18 protein-coding genes are annotated in these 16,689 nt (G+C 66.3%); 9 read left to right on the forward strand and 9 right to left on the reverse strand.

Annotated elements, in window-relative coordinates; all coding sequences use genetic code 11:
* Positions 1 to 4: 4 nt before the first annotated feature.
* From O3297_RS20615 to O3297_RS20625, 3 genes are all read right to left on the reverse strand, one after another.
* Entirely contained in the window at positions 5 to 475 is a 471-nt protein-coding gene (locus O3297_RS20615) for a DUF2244 domain-containing protein (RefSeq protein ID WP_305049863.1), read from the reverse strand.
* A gap of 74 nt (positions 476 to 549) precedes the next feature.
* The gene (locus O3297_RS20620; protein WP_034782067.1) at positions 550 to 867 is read right to left on the reverse strand and encodes a hypothetical protein; all 318 of its coding nucleotides are present in this window, start codon (positions 865 to 867) and stop codon (positions 550 to 552) included.
* 123 nt (positions 868 to 990) lie between these two features.
* Positions 991 to 1,323 (reverse strand): hypothetical protein, encoded by a 333-nt coding sequence (locus O3297_RS20625; protein WP_230522456.1) that lies wholly within the window; start codon positions 1,321 to 1,323, stop codon positions 991 to 993.
* Between the two features lie 285 nt (positions 1,324 to 1,608).
* Between O3297_RS20625 and O3297_RS20630 the strand changes: the two genes are divergently transcribed.
* The 7 genes from O3297_RS20630 to O3297_RS20660 all read left to right on the forward strand — a co-directional run bounded on the left by O3297_RS20630 (position 1,609) and on the right by O3297_RS20660 (position 8,244).
* Positions 1,609 to 1,926: a DUF4148 domain-containing protein gene (locus O3297_RS20630; protein ID WP_034782066.1), complete on the forward strand. Its 318-nt coding sequence runs from the start codon at positions 1,609 to 1,611 to the stop codon at positions 1,924 to 1,926.
* A 128-nt stretch (positions 1,927 to 2,054) separates the two neighbouring features.
* Positions 2,055 to 3,467, forward strand: a complete 1,413-nt coding sequence (locus tag O3297_RS20635) for an efflux transporter outer membrane subunit (RefSeq protein ID WP_305049866.1) — start codon at positions 2,055 to 2,057, stop codon at positions 3,465 to 3,467.
* Between the two features lie 73 nt (positions 3,468 to 3,540).
* On the forward strand, positions 3,541 to 4,047 hold the full coding sequence (locus O3297_RS20640; RefSeq protein WP_034782299.1) for a MarR family winged helix-turn-helix transcriptional regulator: 507 nt from the start codon (positions 3,541 to 3,543) through the stop codon (positions 4,045 to 4,047).
* Positions 4,048 to 4,057: 10 nt separating this feature from the next.
* The gene (locus O3297_RS20645; protein ID WP_305049869.1) at positions 4,058 to 6,202 is read left to right on the forward strand and encodes an FUSC family protein; all 2,145 of its coding nucleotides are present in this window, start codon (positions 4,058 to 4,060) and stop codon (positions 6,200 to 6,202) included.
* Complete coding sequence (locus O3297_RS20650) at positions 6,192 to 6,392, forward strand: DUF1656 domain-containing protein (RefSeq protein ID WP_070224633.1); 201 nt, start codon at positions 6,192 to 6,194, stop codon at positions 6,390 to 6,392. Before O3297_RS20645 ends, O3297_RS20650 begins: the two co-directional genes overlap by 11 nt.
* A 38-nt stretch (positions 6,393 to 6,430) precedes the next feature.
* Entirely contained in the window at positions 6,431 to 7,327 is an 897-nt protein-coding gene (locus tag O3297_RS20655; protein WP_305049872.1) for an efflux RND transporter periplasmic adaptor subunit, read from the forward strand.
* Positions 7,324 to 8,244, forward strand: a complete 921-nt coding sequence (locus O3297_RS20660) for a LysR substrate-binding domain-containing protein (RefSeq protein ID WP_305049873.1) — start codon at positions 7,324 to 7,326, stop codon at positions 8,242 to 8,244. Before O3297_RS20655 ends, O3297_RS20660 begins: the two co-directional genes overlap by 4 nt.
* Before the next feature lie 10 nt (positions 8,245 to 8,254).
* Here O3297_RS20660 and O3297_RS20665 read toward each other — a convergent pair whose 3' ends face one another.
* The 5 genes from O3297_RS20665 to O3297_RS20685 all read right to left on the reverse strand — a co-directional run bounded on the left by O3297_RS20665 (position 8,255) and on the right by O3297_RS20685 (position 12,352).
* Positions 8,255 to 8,791, reverse strand: coding sequence for an ester cyclase (locus O3297_RS20665; protein ID WP_305049874.1), 537 nt, complete (start codon positions 8,789 to 8,791; stop codon positions 8,255 to 8,257).
* 143 nt (positions 8,792 to 8,934) lie between these two features.
* The gene (locus O3297_RS20670) at positions 8,935 to 9,681 is read right to left on the reverse strand and encodes an SDR family oxidoreductase (protein WP_305049876.1); all 747 of its coding nucleotides are present in this window, start codon (positions 9,679 to 9,681) and stop codon (positions 8,935 to 8,937) included.
* 80 nt (positions 9,682 to 9,761) lie between these two features.
* Entirely contained in the window at positions 9,762 to 9,986 is a 225-nt protein-coding gene (locus O3297_RS20675; protein WP_230522450.1) for a hypothetical protein, read from the reverse strand.
* Positions 9,987 to 9,998: 12 nt separating this feature from the next.
* Complete coding sequence (locus tag O3297_RS20680) at positions 9,999 to 10,670, reverse strand: thiol:disulfide interchange protein DsbA/DsbL (protein WP_070282666.1); 672 nt, start codon at positions 10,668 to 10,670, stop codon at positions 9,999 to 10,001.
* Positions 10,671 to 10,816: 146 nt separating this feature from the next.
* Positions 10,817 to 12,352 carry a TonB-dependent receptor gene (locus O3297_RS20685; RefSeq protein WP_305049877.1) on the reverse strand — a complete coding sequence of 512 codons (1,536 nt, stop codon included), beginning with the start codon at positions 12,350 to 12,352 and terminating at the stop codon, positions 10,817 to 10,819.
* A 245-nt stretch (positions 12,353 to 12,597) separates the two neighbouring features.
* On the opposite strand from O3297_RS20685, the gene O3297_RS20690 reads away from it, so the two are divergent.
* Both O3297_RS20690 and O3297_RS20695 read left to right on the forward strand, forming a co-directional pair.
* Positions 12,598 to 14,886 (forward strand): M1 family metallopeptidase, encoded by a 2,289-nt coding sequence (locus tag O3297_RS20690; RefSeq protein WP_305049878.1) that lies wholly within the window; start codon positions 12,598 to 12,600, stop codon positions 14,884 to 14,886.
* On the forward strand, positions 14,883 to 15,767 hold the full coding sequence (locus tag O3297_RS20695; RefSeq protein ID WP_305049880.1) for a hypothetical protein: 885 nt from the start codon (positions 14,883 to 14,885) through the stop codon (positions 15,765 to 15,767). The genes O3297_RS20690 and O3297_RS20695 overlap by 4 nt, the downstream gene beginning before the upstream one ends.
* On the opposite strand, the gene O3297_RS20700 is transcribed toward O3297_RS20695, so the two are convergent.
* Positions 15,768 to 16,658: a LysR family transcriptional regulator gene (locus O3297_RS20700; protein WP_305049882.1), complete on the reverse strand. Its 891-nt coding sequence runs from the start codon at positions 16,656 to 16,658 to the stop codon at positions 15,768 to 15,770.
* Positions 16,659 to 16,689: the final 31 nt, after the last annotated feature.

Below are 16,689 nucleotides of genomic sequence, written 5' to 3' on the forward strand. Positions count from 1 at the left end.
GCGATTACGCTGGCGGTGGCAGCAGGGCCAGCAGTTCCTGCGCCACTTGCCGGCGCCGTTCGGGCGTGGCGAACACGCCCACGTCCACATGCGCGCCAGCCTGGCCGACATCCTTGATGCGTATCAACTGGCGCGGCCCTTGCGGCATGCCGATGCGCGTGCGCCACGGCGAAAAATGGTGGCGCCGGCAGCGCCCGGCGCTGACCTGTTCGATGATCAGCTCGCCGTCGCGCAAGGCGATGTGTTCATAGTCGCGCGCATGGCGCAGGTAATGCAGCAGTGCAATGGCCACCAGGCCCAGCTCGGCGAACGAAAAGACGGGAATGTACCAGAGGCCGCGCAGCGCAAAGGCGGCGGCAATCACGAGGGAAAACAGGCATAGCAAGCCATAGGCGCGCAGCAACTGGCGCGCCGTCAAGGCACTGTGGCGCGCCAGCAGCCATTGCGGCTGCTCGCGCGAGTGATCGCGTGGCATGGCGCCTCCCGCACTATCGCTCCATCACCGCAGCGGCCCCCGCCGCCGCCAGGTTCAGCCAGATCGCGCCGAGGTCAGGCGCCCATGCGCACCAGCGCGTGGCCCACGTGCTGCCACCAGTGATCGCGCGACTTGACCTGCTTCAGGCAAGACGTGTCGATTTCCGTGGGGAACACGTGATCCTGGCAAGCCTTCGTTTCCAGGGCATAACGCTGGTTTTCCGCCGCCGCCAGGGCCACGACAAGCCAGAACGCCAACGCCAGCAAGACCACCAGCAAACTCCAGGCCAGGTGATTGGTGTTACTTTTTTCGCCAAAAAACTCGCGCGGCCGCGTCTCGCGGTACATCGACATCAAGTCTTTTTCTTTCTCTTCCGACATCTGCGTTTGCATCCTCTGACATCCTATCCTGTGCCGGCCGGCTGGCCATGGCGGCGCGCACGCCGCCTTGACCGCATTTTACGCTGATGGCGCAGGAGAGACAGTAATTCGTGGCGACCGTGCCGCCAGCAGCCGTCAAGGGCGCGGCGCAGTCCCCCGCGGACCGCCGGGTTCGCCCTCGCCCTCCTCCTCTGCCGGCCGCACGGGCGCCACGCTTTCCACATGGTCGACGTCGATATCGCCGCCATCGGGCGCCGTATTCTGCGGCTCCACGCCAGCCCGCTCTCCCGTGCCGGCCGCATCGCTGTCATTCTCGAGCGCTTCCGGGTCCTGGCCCGGCACGCCCTGCATGTCGCTGCCGCTGTCGGAACTGTCGCTGGGCCCAAGCGCGCCCTTGCCATGGCCGCTGCCCAGGATACGGTCGGGCGTGACGGGCAAATTGTCCGGATCGAGTGAACTGCTGCTCATGGCTGGCTCCCGTTGATAAAAAAACCAGCTTACTCCCCTGGCCTGGCCAGCGGCGCACGTCTGCACGGCATTTTCCCTGGGGAAATGCGGCGACGCACAAATATTTTCAAAAATTACTTCACAAATGTACTATTCATTGCTATAGTTAATTCAAGTAAGCATCTTCTCATCCAGAAACTGCTTCATCGGCGGCAGGGCACCCACCAGCGCCCTGCCGCCGAACCGACCGGTACGTGGCGATCCGGCCCATCCACCCAGCCATCATGCACATTTTGGAGTCTTATCATGCAAGCCAAATCACTCATCGCAGCATTGTTTGCCATCACCACCGCCACGTCGGCTTTCGCCCAAAGCGCCGCGCCAGCCGCTGCCAGCCAGCAACTCACACGCGCCGACGTCACGGCCGAATACATCCGTGCCCGCAACGCCGGCGAAATCGCCACCAGCGAAGTCGACTACCCGAAAACGCCGGCTACCGCCGCCAGCAACGTGACGCGCGAACAAGTCATGGCCGAGTTCTACGCCGCCCGCAAGGCTGGCCTGATCCCGCAAACGGAAGCGGACTTTGATGTCGCGCAAACGGCAAAACACGTCGTGAAATAAGAAACCAGTCAGCCGGTTTCAGTCAGTCAGTAACACACCTCAGTTGCGGCGCAGCACCCGGGCCACTCCCGGCGCTCACCGCGGCGAGCTGTCAGCATCACCCCAACCCCACCTTCCGGAGTTCCTGCATGTCCCTGCACCGCCGTTTGCTTGCCGCCAGCCTGATCCTTGCCTTGAGCGCTTGCGCCGACATGGGCCATATCGCGCCACAATCGGCCATGCTCGACGCCAACAAGCTGCAAGCGAGCCAGGCCATGGATGCCGCCGCCAGCGCCGCCATCCAATGGCCGCGCACGCAATGGTGGCAAGACTTGCACGATCCCCAATTGAACCGCCTGATGGAGCAGGCGCTGGCCGACAGTCCCACCCTGCGCGGCGCCCAGGCGCGCGTGCGCCAGGCCGAGGCCCTGGCCGGCGCGGCCGAGGACAAGACCCGTCCGCAGGCGGACGCGAATGTCTCCATCAACCGCGAGCTGTATTCGCAGCACGGCAGCACCCCGGCGCCGCTGGCCGGCAACTACGCCTGGCGCAACCAGGCCACCGTCACGGCCTCGTACGACCTGGACCTGTGGGGCCGCAACCGCGCCGCCCTGTCCGCCGCCCTGGGCGACGTGCAGATGGCGTCGGCCGAATCGCAGATGGCGCGCCTGGCCCTGGAAACGGCGCTGGTGCGCACCTACATCCAGCTGTCGTATGAATTCCAGCTGCAGGACGTGATCGAACGCAGCCTGGCGCAGCGCGCCCGCATCCTCGACATCACGCGCCAGCGCAAGGCCGCCGGCATCGGCACGGACATCGACGTGGCGCAGATCGAAACCACCTTGCCGGCGGGACGCCGCCAGCTGGAACAGTCGGCCGAATCGCTGGCCCTGCTGCGCAACCAGCTGGCGGCCCTGGCGGGCAAGGGCCCGGCTGCGGGCGCGGCCTTGAGCCGCCCCGTGCTGCGCCTGGACCAGCCGCTGGCCATTCCCGCCGCGCTGCCGGCCGACCTGATCGGCCGCCGTCCCGACATCGCCGCCCAGCGCTGGAGAGTGGAAGCGGCGGCGCAGCGCATCGACGCCGCCAAGGCCGAGTTCTACCCGAACGTCAATCTGGTGGCCTTTGCCGGCTTCCAGGCCTTCGGCTTCAGCCACTTTCTCGACGCCAATTCGCAGGTGCGCGGCGCCTCGCCCGCACTGAGCCTGCCCATCTTCGCCGGCGCCCGCCTGCGCGCCCAGCTGGGCAGCCAGACGGCCGTGTACGACGGCGCCGTTGAGCAGTACAACGCCACCGTCATCAACGCCATGTCGGACGTGGCCAATGCCGTCACCCGCGCCCAGTCGCTGGCCAAACAGCACCAGCTGACCGTGCAGGCGCTGGCCACGGCGCAGCGCGCGCGCGACCTGGCGGAGAATGCCTACAAGGCAGGCATGAGCGACGCCATCAACATGCTCAACACGCAAGTGGCGCTGCTGGCGGAAGAACAGCAGCAGGCGCAGAATGGGGCACGCGAGCTCGATCTGTACGTTTCCTTGATGAATGCACTGGGAGGCGGCATCTGAGCTTGCAATCCTGGCATTGCCCTAGCCCAACAAGATACAATCGGAACTTTATTCACACATGAAGGAATATGACATGACCGCTTTTGACGCCACCTCCAAGCGGCTGCAAAACATCCGCACGCGCATGCCAGGCTTCCCCATGGAACTGATGCGCCTGTTGCGCATGACGTACCACATTCAAAAAGGCATGAAGGACCTGACCAACGCGGCGCTGAAAAAGCATGACCTGGTCGATGCCAGCTATATGGTGCTGGCCGTGCTGTACGGCACGGACGACGAAACCTCGAACGCCTGCACCCTGGGCATGGCCTGCCATGAAAAGCCGGCCAACCTGACGCGCGTGTGCAACGACCTGGAAACGCGCGGCCTGATCCACCGCGGCACGCGTCCCGGCGACCGCCGCTCGGTGATGATCTCGCTGACCGACAAGGGCCGCGCACTGATCGAAACGGCACTGCCCGATGTGTACCAGGAAACCTCGGCCCTGTATGAAGGATTCACGGACGAAGAGCTGCAAGTGCTCGACAAGCTGTACATGCGCCAGTTGCGCAACCTGAACAATCTCAACAACCAGAACTGATAGCCTATCGATGACGCCAGCCACAGCAACCAAATTCACACACGGCCCCCTGACCCGGGCGGCCCACTGGCTGGCGCTGGCGCTGCAGCACTGGCGCGCAACGGAAGGCGAACGCTGGATCTACGTCGGCAAGACCCTCATCGCGTCCTTCTGCGCCCTGTGGCTGGCCTATCGCCTGGGCCTCGATTCGCCCAGCACGGCGATGACCACCACCATCATCCTGGCCCTGCCCAGCAGCGGCATGGTGCTGGAAAAAAGCTTTTACCGCCTGTGCGGCACCCTGCTCGGCTGCACGGCCGCGCTGACCCTGATCGGCCTGTTCCCGCAGCAGCCCGTGCTGCTGTTCGCCGGCCTGGCCCTGTGGGTGGGCCTGTGCACGAGCGGCTCTGCCCTGCACCGCAACGCGCAATCGTATGTGTACGTGCTGGCTGGCTACACGGCCTGCATGATCGTGCTGCCCGCCATCGAGCAGCCGATGCAGGTGTTCGCGCTGGCCGTCACGCGCGTGGCAGAAGTGAGCCTGGGCATCATCTGCTCGGCGGCCGTCTCCAGCGTGCTGCTGCCGCGCCACCAGGGCACGCAGGTGATGCGCACGGTGCAGGCCCGCTACGGCAAATTCCTCACCTTTTGCCAGGACGTGCTGCAGCAAAAACTCACGCCGGCGCAGGTGGAACTGACGCATTTGCAGTTTGCCGCCGACGTCGCGGCGCTGGAACTGGGCCGCTCGGCCGCCCTGTTCGAAGTCACCAGCAAGGTCAGCCACGTGCGCGCGCAAAACCGCAAGCTGCACGCCTTCAACGCCACCTTCATGACGGCGCTGACCACTTTCTACACCTTTCACCGCCTGTTCGACCGCCTGCAGCGCGATGGCGAAACCCAAGTCATGCAGGCCTGCGCGCCCCTGTACGCCATCGTCGCCGAAGCGCTGCAGGCGACGCCTTCGCAAGACTCGCTCGACACCATGCAGCTGCACCTGCAGACGGCCCTGGCGCAGGCCCGCTCGGATATCGACGGCGCGACCATCGCGCATGCGCAGCGCATCGATTTCGACACCGTATGCGAACTGCTGGAGCGCTTCGCGCGCGACATGAGCCGCTTTCACGAAGTGTATTTCAGCCTGGCGCACGACACGCCCCTGGAAATCAGCACGCCGCAGGCGTATGCGCCGAAGACGCCGCCCGCGCTGGTGATCGCCAGCGGCGCGCGCGCGGCCATCAGCCTGGCCCTGCTGGCGCTGGGCGCCTACTTCCTCGCCTGGCCCTACGCCAGCACGGCGATGCTGATGGCGGCCGTGTTCTGCGCGCTGGCCTCGTCCTCGCCGCGCCCCATCATGATGATCCGCCAGGTGCTGGCAGGCTTCCTCATCGCCATGCCGCTGTCGCTGGTCTGCGTGTACTTCGTGCTGGTGCATGGCGACGGTTTCCCCATGCTGGTACTGAGTTTTGCGCCGTTCCTGGCCGTCGGCCTGTACCTGATGACGAATCCCGCCAAGCTGGGCGTGGGCCTGGGCGTGTCGACCTTCATCACGCAGATGGCGCCGACGAATCTGATGCATGTCGATGGCGCGGCCTTTTTGAACACGGGCATGGCCCTGATCGTGGGCCTGATGCTGGCGGCCCTCGTGTTTGCCGTGCTGCTGCCCGAGCACACGATGGGCCACAAGGACCACATCGGCCGTGCCCTGTGGCGCGAAGCGCTGCATGCGTGCACGGCGCCCGCGCGGCGCGTGAAACACCGTTTCGACAACCGCGTGCGCGACTTGCTCAGCCAGCTCAATGCGGCGGCCGGACCGGCGCCGGGCGAGGCTGCGCGCGCCGTCGTGCGCCAGGCCTTGACCTTGCTGGAAATCGGCCACTCGGTGATCGAATTGCGCGAACTGATCGCGACGGCCCGGCCAGGCGCCACGCGCCACGCGCTGCAGCAGTGCGTGGACCACATCGCCGCCTGGCTGCGCACGCGCAGCGACACGGCACTGCAGGCGGCGCTGGCAGCCACCCTGCGGGCGGGCGCAGTGGTGCGCGCCGCGCAAAACGAAGCTGGCATTGCACCGGAACGTAGCGCGCGCCTGCACACGGCATTGGCCGACCTGCATTCGATCTACACCTCATTACTCGACCATATGGCGCCTGGCGCCGGAGACCACCATGCCGCGTGAATTCGCCCTGTTCGGAATTCTGATTCCTACCCTGCTGCCCCTGTTCATCCTCAGCATCGGCCTGCAAACCCTGCTCGACCGCGTGCTGGGCTGGCTGGGCGTGTACCGCATGGTGTGGCACCCGTCGCTGGCACGGCTGTGCATTTTCATCGCCATCTTTGGCGCGCTGGCTTTATCGCTTTACAAATAAAAAAAACTGTTCAACCCCATCAAGGAAAGGCTGCCGACATGGTAAGCAAACTGACCCGCTATGCAATCACCTTGCTGCTCCTGGCCGCCGCGCTGTGGATAGGCAAGACCGTCTGGGACCGCTACATGGAGTCGCCGTGGACGCGCGACGGACGCATCAAGGCCGACATCGTCAACATCAGCGCCGACGTCGCCGGCACCGTCACGGACGTGCTGGTGCGCGACAACCAGGTGGTGAAAAAGGGCGACGTGCTCTTCATCGTCGACAAGGAACGCTACACGAGCGCACTGGCGCAGGCCGATGCCGTGCTGGCCGCGCAAAGGACGGAGCAAGGCCGCCGCAGCAAGGAAGCCCAGCGCCGCGCAGGCCTTGACGCCAGCATCATCTCGACGGAAAGCCGCGAAAGCGCGGCGTTTGCCGCCAACTCGGCCTCGTCGCAGGTGCAGGCCGCCGTGGCCGCGCGCGCGCTGGCGCAATTGAACCTGGAACGCACCACCGTGCGCGCCCCCGTCAGCGGCTACGTGACGAACCTGAACGTGCACAAGGGCGATTTCGCCGCCGTCGGCGCGGCCAAGCTGGCCGTCATCGACAGCGCCTCGTACTATGTCGTCGGCTATTTCGAAGAGACCAAGCTGGGCATGCTGGCGCAGGACGACAAGGCGGAAATGAATCTGATGAGCGGCGGCACCCTGCATGGCCACATCGAGAGCATCGCGCGCGGCATCACCGACCGCGACGCCGCCACGGGCCGCGAATTGCTGGCCGACGTCAATCCCACCTTCAACTGGGTGCGCCTGGCGCAGCGCGTGCCCGTGCGCATCCACATCGACGAGCAGCCGAAAGGGCAATTGCTGGTGGCCGGTACCACTTGCACCGTGGTGATCACGCCCCATTCTGCGCCGGCGCCGAAGCCCGCGGCCGCGCACCCGGCATGATGCGCAGCGGCGGCGCCGGGCGCCTGGCGGAAATCGCCCTGTTCCTCGACGCCGCGGTGCTGGGCAGTTTTTCCGCGGCGGGCCGCAAGCACGGCCTGTCGCCGGCCGCTGCCAGCGCCGCCATCGCGCGCCTGGAAACGGCGCTGGGCGTCACCCTGTTCGAGCGCACCACGCGCCAGCTGCGCCTGACGGAAGAGGGTTTGCACTACCGCCATTACAGCGAGCAGGCGCTGGACTTGCTGGCGCAGGCCGAAGACGGCTTGCACGCAGGCGGCGCTGCCGTACGCGGCGTGGTGCGCATCTCGGCGCCGTCCGACATCGGCCGCCAGCTGCTGCTGCCCATGCTCGACCGTTTTGCCGCCCAGCACCCGCAGGTGCGCCATGCGCTGACCTTGACGGACGCCACGGCCAGGCTGCTGCAGGACGACATCGACCTGGCCATCCGCTACGGCGAACTGCCCGACAGCGACATGGTGGCGCGTTTGCTGCACCCTGGCCGGCGCGTCGTGTGCGTGTCTCCCGCGCTGGCCGCCAGGGTGGGCGTGCCGGCCACGCCGCGCGACCTGGCGCTGCTGCCGGCCCTCGTGCTCACGGCGGGCGACGGCGCGCCGCAGGAGTGGCGCTACCGCGAGGATGGCAAGCGCCATAGCCTGCGCCCGCAGGGCGCCTGGCACAGCAACGACGGCGAAATCATCCGCCGCTGGGCCGTGGCCGGCCATGGCTATGCCTACAAATCCCTGCTCGACATCGGCGGCGACCTGTCCGCCGGACGCCTGCAGACGGTGCTCGACGATTACTTCGGCGACAGCGTTCCCCTGAACCTGCTGTACCGGCGTAGCCGCTTCCAGCCGCCGCGCGTGGCCCTGCTGATCGAATTCCTGCTGCAGCAGTTCGCGGCCCTGCCGGCGCAAGGCTAGCGGGCCGTCATCAAGGCGCCAGCACGCCCAGCTGGCGCAGCAGGGTCAGATTATCTTCCAGGTGCCAGTTGTCGCTGATGCGGCCCTGCGCATTGACCAGGTACAGATCGAAGGCATGGAAATCGATGGCTTGCCCCTGCCCCTGCAAGGGTCCCTGCGGCGTGGGGAAGACGCCCGTGAAGCGCCCCGTGAAATGCAGGCGCAAGGTGACACGGTCGCCTGCCACCAGCATCTCCTCGATGGCCACCTGCAAATCCGGCACGGCCGCGTGGAACACTTGCGATGCCTGCAGCGGGCCTGCCGGCCCCTGCGGACGGCCGGCAGGCAAGGTGCGGTCAATAAAATCGTCGGCCAGCGCCTGGCGCGCCAGGGCCGGATCGCCGCTTTGCCAGAATGCGGCATAGCGGCGCGCCGCCAGCACCACCTTGTCGGTGATGGCGGCGCCGGCCAGGTGGGCCGGCATGGGCAGATTTACGGCGGCATGGGCGGGCGCGGCGGTCAGCAGAGAAAGGGCCAGGATGGCGGGGGCAAGAACAGGTGCGGGCATAATGAATCCAGGTGGGTTGATCGGCGTGCCTGCTGCATATGGCACCCCGCCATTCTGAACTCGCTTGCCGTGCTTGATAATTGGCCCCGCGCTTGAATCACTTGCTTGCAGTGGTTGAAAATGAGTTGAAAATGCGCTGAAAATCAGCGGCCGCCCGCCACGTCGAGGATGCTGCCCGTTACATACGTGGCGCCCGGTCCCAGCAGGTACAGGATGGCGTCGGCGATTTCTTCCGGCTGGCCGCCCCGCTGCATCGGCACGCCGGACGCCAGGCGCGCCACCCGTCCCGGTTCGCCGCCGGAAGCGTGGATCTCCGTATAGATGATGCCAGGGCGCACGCCGTTGACGCGGATGCCCTCGGCCGCCGCTTCCTTCGCCAGGCCGAGGGTCAGGGTATCGACGGCGCCTTTCGAGGCCGCATAATCGATGTATTCGCCCGGGGAGCCAAGGCGCGCGGCTGCCGACGAGACATTCACGATGCGCCCGCCCTGCCCGCCGTTGGCCGTTGACATGCGCCGCACGGCCTGCTGGCAGCACAGGAAATAACTGATCACGTTGGTGCGCAGCACGCGTTCCAGGCGCTGCACGGAGATATCGGCCAGCCGGCATTTCTGCTCCAGCACGCCCACATTGTTGACCAGCGCCGTGAGCGTCCCCAGGCGCGCATCGACTTCGCCAAACAAGCGCTGCACGTCGGCTTCATCGCTGACGTCGGCCTGCACGGCGATGGCTTCGCCCCCATCGGCGACGATGCGCGCGCACAGCGCGTCGGCCGCCTGCGCATCGCGCACATAATTGATGCACACGGCATAGCCCTGGCGCGCCGCCAACTGTGCCGTCGCCGCGCCGATGCCGCGGCTGCTACCGGTAATCAAGATCACTTCCTTCATCGTTCCTCCTGAATGGTTGTGGTTCCATCATACGCGGACGAAAAAAAACCCGCGCATGGCGGGTTTTTCTGCAGTCGTTTTCAGTTCCTGAAATGCGTCATGGCGTAAGTCAAGTGCTGCCACCAGTGCTCGCGCGACTGCACGGACGCCAGGCATTTCGCGTCGACCTCGTTCTTGAACGCGGGGTCCACGCACGCCTTGGTGACCAGCGCATTGCGCTGGTTTTCCACGCTGACGATCGCAATCGCCAGCCACGCCACGAGGGCAAGAGCCAGTGCGCACAAGGTCCAGGGCAGCTGTTTCATGATGCGCTCCGCTTACTTCTTCGCTGGCACCGGGGCGCGCTCTTTCAGCACGCGCGCCACCAGTTCATCCATCACGCGCAGGGTCGCTGTCTGGGTCTGCGGCTCGGACTGCCCCGGACGCGACAGCTGCGCCGGCGACGTCACGAAGCGGCCATCGATGACGATGGTCGGCGCGCTGTCGATCTTGCTGGCCGTGATCAGCTGTTCATTGCGTTTCAGCTTGGTCTGCACGCCGAAGGAATTGAACATGTCCAGGTATTTCGCCTTGTCGATGCCATTCTTGACCAGCAGGTCGAGGATGGCGTCATCGCGGTTCAGGCGGTTGCGCTCGACGTGGATGGCGCGGAAGATCTTGTCGTGGAACTGGTCCAGCTGGCCCATCGCCTCCAGGGTGGCATAGGCGTGCGCCTGCGGATCCTTCGGGCCATTGAAGGCCAGGTGGATGCGGCGGAAGGCGATCTTGTCGCCCTGCTTCTTGACCCAGTCGTGCATCAGCGGATCGAGCGCGTAGCAATGCGGGCAGGAATACATGAAGTACTCGACCACTTCCACCTTCTTGCCCGTGTCCGTGCGCACTGGCGTCGGGAGCGTGGTAAAGCCGGTATCGGCCGCCATGGCGCCGCCGGTGGCCGCCACCAGGGTGACGGCGGCAAGCAGGGGACGCAAGAAACGCAGAAAACGCATAATAATCCTTCATCATAAATGGTCGTGAACGGGGCGAGATTACCACTTTTTGCGCCGGGCGATGAAGCCCGGGCGGAAAAAAACCGTCTTTATCGCCCCGGTTTGCGCCCGCTTAAGCCGCATTTAAGCCCCGCCGCGCCCGCGCCTCAAAAATGGTAGCGCGCCGACACGCGCAGCTGGCGCGCATCCTTGAGATAAATGCTTGAGCGGCAGCCAGGCGCATCGCCGTAATGGCGGCGGTTGGCCAGGTTGCTGCCGGCCAGTTCCAGCTCCCAGGCGCCCAGCTTGCGCACATAGCGCCCGTCCACGGTGGCAAACGCAGGCACTTGCGCCAGGCAGCTGTTGGCGAAATCGGGACCGTAGCGCAGCGCGCGCAGCCATTGCACGCCCATGTCGGCACTGGCGCCGGCCTGTCCCGTCCAGTACAGGCGCAGGCTGGCCAGCGTCTTGGGCACGAGGGCGATATCCGGGCCGTCATAGGCGTAATCGTCATAGCGCGCATGCACTTGCCGCAGTTGCCCGTCGAGGCGCCAGTCGCGCGCCAGCGCCATGCTGGCCTCGATGGCGATGCCGTCGCGGCGCGAGGGGTCGAGGTTGCCCGCAAAGCCCAGCTGGCCCAGGCTCTGGTCGAAAACGATCTGGTTGCTCAGGCGCTCGCTGAACACGCGCACGGAAGCGCTGCGCGCCGCGTCGCCGAAGGTGGCGCCCACTTCCATTTCGCGCCGCAGCTGTCCCGCCAGGGGGCGGTAGCCGGCGCGGGTATAGCCATCGTCGTCGATGCGGTAGCTGCGCGCGGCCTTGGCGTACACGCTCAGTTGCGGGCGCAATTGCAGGCTGCCCTGCACGTCCCAGGCATTCTGGTTTTCCCAGTCGCTGCCGCCGGCGGGCATGTCGGCAGGATCGAGCTGGAACTGTTCATGCCGCAGTCCCAGCAACAGGCGCGGCGCATACAGGCCGCCGAAGGCCAGCTCCTCGCGCAGAAGCAGCGCGCGCGAATACTGGCGGCGCTGCCCATCGCCATCGCTGCCCGAGCGCCGCTGCCACTGCATCAGGTCCAGGCCCACTTCCGTATCCGTGCCCACGCCGCCCACCTTGCCGTAATGGCGCAGGCGCGGCGCCAGCTGCCGGCGGCGGCTGCTGTATCTCGATTCGCTGCTGCCCTCCTCGCCCGCATAGTGGGCCGTGGCGCGCTTTTCCCGCTGCGACAGTTCCACGCCCAGCTCGAAACTGCCCACATAGCGCTGCACGAAGGCGCTGGCGCGCCGCACTTCATAGCGGTACAGGTCTTCCGGGCGGGCCGCCAGCATGGCCAGGAACGGCGCCTCGGGCGCGGGATAGCTGGTGTCCTGGTTCAGCTGGTCGGCGCTGAAGCCGAAGCGCCCCTGCCGCACCTTCCATTCCGCGCCGCCATTGAAGCCGCGCTGGTGAAACACGCTGCCATCGCGGTAATTGCCATTGCGCAGTCCGTCCATGGCCACATCGAGCGTCATGCCGCCCTGCTCGCGCGACAAGGCGCCGCGCACGCTGTGCTGGCCGCCCTGCGCCAGTTCGGCGGACATGTCGCCATGCGTGACGCCGGCCGCGCCGCCATCCACGCCATCCTGCGCGCACGCCGGCATGGCCAGGGCGCACAGCAGCAAGGCGCGCGCGGCAATGGTCAGGACGGGAGGGGCAGGCATCATGGCGGCAGGCTTGAGGCGTCATCGCGGCGCGGACGCACGCTGGTGGGACGGGGGGATGGCAAAAGCGAATCATTATACGCACGGCGCGCGGCGCCGCAAGCGCCGGCCCGATGGTACTTTCCTTATGCCAATATTTTCTTGGTGATTTGGCATTTTTGTAGGTATATTAAGCTGCGCCCGGCGATCCTGGGCGCAGCCGACTGCATTTGAAAATCAACAATAAGAAGTCACTGTGGGAGTCACGCATGGAAAGTCGTAGCACAACGCGCCAGGGGCCGCCAAGTCCCCGCGGCACGCGCCGCAGCATTGGTTTTTTCCCCATCTCGGGCAAGCTCAAAGCCCTCTCCATCGCCGCCCTGCTGCTGGCCGGCCTGGCCCTGCAGGCCGACCTGTTCGCCCAGCCGGGCCAAGGCAAGCCGGCCAGCGCGCCCAAGCCGCTGGCGCCGTCCGCCGACGGCATCGCCCTGGCGTCGCCGCACGCTTCCGCCGTCAGCACGCCCAGCGCCAGCAACGCCTGGGGCGGTGCGCGCACGGGCGCGCAAGCGACCCTGTCGGACCGCGTGGTCGATTACCAGATCGAAGCGACGCTCGATCCCGTCAAGCACACCATCGACGGCCAGCAGAAACTGCGCTGGCGCAACCGCAGCGCACAAGCCGTCAGCAGCGTCTACCTGCACCTGTACCTGAACGCGTTCGAAGGCGAGCATTCGACCTTCTTCACCGAGAAGCGCAAGCTCGATACGGGCTTCCGCTCGGGCGTCGACACGCGCGACGGCGAGTGGGGCTACATCGAACTGCGCAGCATGACGCAGAACGGCGCCAAAGCGCCCTGGCATTTCATCCAGCCCGACAACGGCCCGGCCACCGACCGCACCGTGGTGCGCGTCGACTTGCCGCAGGCCGTCGCGCCGGGCGCCGAGACGACGCTCGACATCCGCTTCTTCGACCAGCTGCCGCGCGTCATCGCGCGCACCGGCTATTTCGGCAGCTTCCACCTGGTGGGCCAGTGGTTCCCCAAGATCGCGGTGCTGGAACTGCCAGGCGAACGGGGCGCCACCGCGCCGCGCTGGAATGCGCATGAATTCCACCTCAATTCGGAGTTCTACGCCGATTTCGGCAACTATGACGTGAAGCTGACCGTGCCCAAGGAGTACACAGTGGGCGCCACGGGCGAGCTGCAAGGCGCGCCGCAGGAAAAGAACGGCATGCTCACGCATCACTATGTGCAGGGCGACGTGCACGATTTCGCCTGGACGGCCGACAAGCGCAGCGCGCAGCCACTGACGGGCAGCTGGAGCGGCCCCGGCAGTCCGCCGGTGGCCATCAAGGTGCTGTACCCGCCCGAATACGCATCGAACGCGGCGCCGGCGCTGCAGGCGGCCAAGGATGCACTCACGTATTTCTCGCGCACCCTGGGCCCGTATCCGTACAAGACCCTGACGGTGGTGATCCCGCCGTTCAATGCGGCCGAAGCGGGCGGCATGGAATATCCGACCTTCATCACGGCCTCGAGCTACGCCAACCTGCAGCCGAAGACCATACCCGAATTCGGCCTCGACTTCGTCACCATCCATGAATTCGGCCATGGCTATTTCTATGGCATCCTGGCGTCGAACGAGTTCGAGGAACCCCTCCTCGACGAAGGCTTGAACGAGTACTGGGACCAGCGCATGCTGCGCGCGCGCGGCCAGCACATCCACGCCACCACGCCCCTGCTCAAGCGCCTGGGCTTCGATCCCGTCTTCAAGGTCTTCGAATTCGAGCGCATGGCCGCGCCGCGCCAGGATGCGGCAGATCCGCTGGGCCAGAACGCGTGGGACCGCCTGCAGGGCGTGGGGCCCGTCTACAGCCGCACGGCCATCACCATGCGCGACCTGGAAGCGCGCATCGGCAGCGAAGCCATGGAACGGGGCTTCAAGGCCTACTACGAACAGTGGAAATTCCGCCACCCGAGCGTGGCCGACCTGCGCGAAACGCTGGCCGAGGCGACGGGCCAGCGGCGCATCGTGGAACAGGTCTTCGCGCAGCAAGTCTATGCCAGCGCGAATATCGACGACCGCATCGGCACCTTCACCAGCGAAGAGCAGACGCCGCTGGCCGGCATGGCGCTGGTGAACGGCAAACGCGTGGAGCATACGGCCGAAGCGCTGGAAAAAGAGGAAAAAAAGGTACGCGATGCATGGGACAAGGCGCATCCGGACGCCAAGCCGGGCACGGGACCGTACCCTTATCTCACCAGCGTGGTCCTGCGCCGCCGCGGCGCGTCCGTGCCGCAAGTGCTGCTGGTGAAGTTCGCCGACGGCAGCTCCGAACGCGTGGTGTGGGATAACGAGCAGCTGTGGCAGCGCTACACCTGGAGCAAGCCCGTGAAGGCCGTCTCGGCCGAACTGGACCCCGACCGCGTGCACTATCTCGACGTCAACAAGCTCGATGACAGCCGCACCCTGAAGGCAGACAAATCCGCCTCGCAGCGCTGGAGCTTCGACCTTGCGGCCGCCTTCCAATACCTCCTTTCCCTGATTGCCATCGTATGAGCGCCACTTCCACGACACGGGCCAGCGGCCTGACCCTGACCACGCGCGCCAGCCGCGCCGCCCTGCAATGGCGCTTGCTGCTGCTGTGGGCCGGCCTGCTGCTGATCCCCTCCATCCTTGCCGTCATTCCCCTCTGGCGCACCTTGAGCGCCAGCCTCGATAACGCCGTGCATGCGGCGGCCCTGGCGCACAGGCTCGACCTGATGACCCTGGCCGACCTGGTGGCCAATGCGGGACGCAACGGCGCCGCCATCAGCCAGGCCGCCATCACGGGCATCGTGCTGGCCTTGCTGCTGTCGCCGCTGCTGAGCGGCCTGGTGGTGACGGCCGCGCGCGCGCCTGCGCCACCCGGCTTCGGTCCCCTGCTGACGGGCGCCTTCAGCGAATACGGCCGCATGCTGCGCATGCTGCTGTGGAGCATCGTGCCGCTGGGCCTGGCGCTGACGATCGGAGCCGGCGCGCTGAAACTGGCCGACAAGCACGCGGCAAAAGCCATCCTGGAAGCCGATGCGGACCTGGCCCGCCACCTGGCCTTGCTGTTGACGGGTTTGCTGTTCCTGCTGGCCTGCGCCACGCTCGACGCCGGCCGCGCGGCCCTGGCCGTCGACCGTCGCCGCACCTCGGTCGTCAAGGCATGGTGGCGGGGCCTCGGCATGCTGCGCCGGCGTCCGCTGGCCAGCCTGGCCATCTACCTCGTCATCACCGTGCTGGGATTGGCGCTGTATGCGCTGCTGGGCGTGGCGCGCCTGAACCTGGCGGCGCCCGGCCCGCTGGCCATCGTGGCCGGCTTGCTGGTGACGCAGCTAGCGGCGCTGGTGCTGGCGTGGATGCGCAGCGCGCGCCTGTTCGCGCTGATCGACGTCAAGCGCTCGCTCGCGTAATCAACTCCCCAGGCGCCCTTCATCGGCGAGAAAGTCGATGAAGGTGCGCACCTTCGACGACAGGTAGCGGCGGCTCGTGTAGACGGCGTACACGCTGCCGCCCGCCAGCTTGAAATCGTCGAAGAGGCGCACCAGCCGCCCCGCCGCCAGGTCCGCATCCGTCTGCCACGACGGCAACAGGGCGATGCCCATGCCGTCGAGCGCGGCCGCGTGCAGCAGGCTTTCGTTATTGCATTGCAGGACGGGCGAGAACTTCACCGTCTCGCGCCCCTGTACCCCGTCGAAGGCCAGCTCATTGCCGTTCGCCAACAGGGAATAGCTGATCATGGCGTGCTGCGCCAGGTCCTGCGGCAGGTGCGGGTGGCCCGCGCGCGCCAGGTAGGCGGGCGCGGCCACCAGGTGGAATTCAATGCTGCCGATGGGCCGCGCGATCAGGGTCGGCGATGGCGCCTGGCTCACGCGCAGGGCCAGGTCGAAACCTTCTTCCACCAGGTTCACCACTCTTCCGCTCAAATCGATGTCGAACGTGACTTCCGGAAAGCGTTCGCGGTAGGCGGCCAGGGTGCGCGTAAAGATGGCGTTGGCGAACCAGACGGGCGCGCTCAGGCGCAGCATGCCGCGCGGCACGACCGTCGTGCGGCCGACCGTCGCTTCCACCTCGTCGAGATTGTCGAGCATGTCGCGGCACTGTTCGAAATACACCTTGCCGATTTCCGTCAGGCTCAGGTGGCGGCTGCTGCGGTTCAGCAGGCGCGCGCCCAGATGGCGCTCCAGGTGCATCACGTGCTTGCTGACCATGGCCGGCGACAGGTCGAGGCGCTCGCTGGCGCGCACAAAACTGTCGAGCTCCACGACGGCGCGAAACACGCGCATGCTGCGCAAGGTATCCATGACTATCCAATCATCAACAAATTGGAAATGA

It is taken from the genome of Janthinobacterium sp. SUN128 (assembly GCF_030587275.1).
Lineage (GTDB): Bacteria > Pseudomonadota > Gammaproteobacteria > Burkholderiales > Burkholderiaceae_D > Janthinobacterium > Janthinobacterium lividum.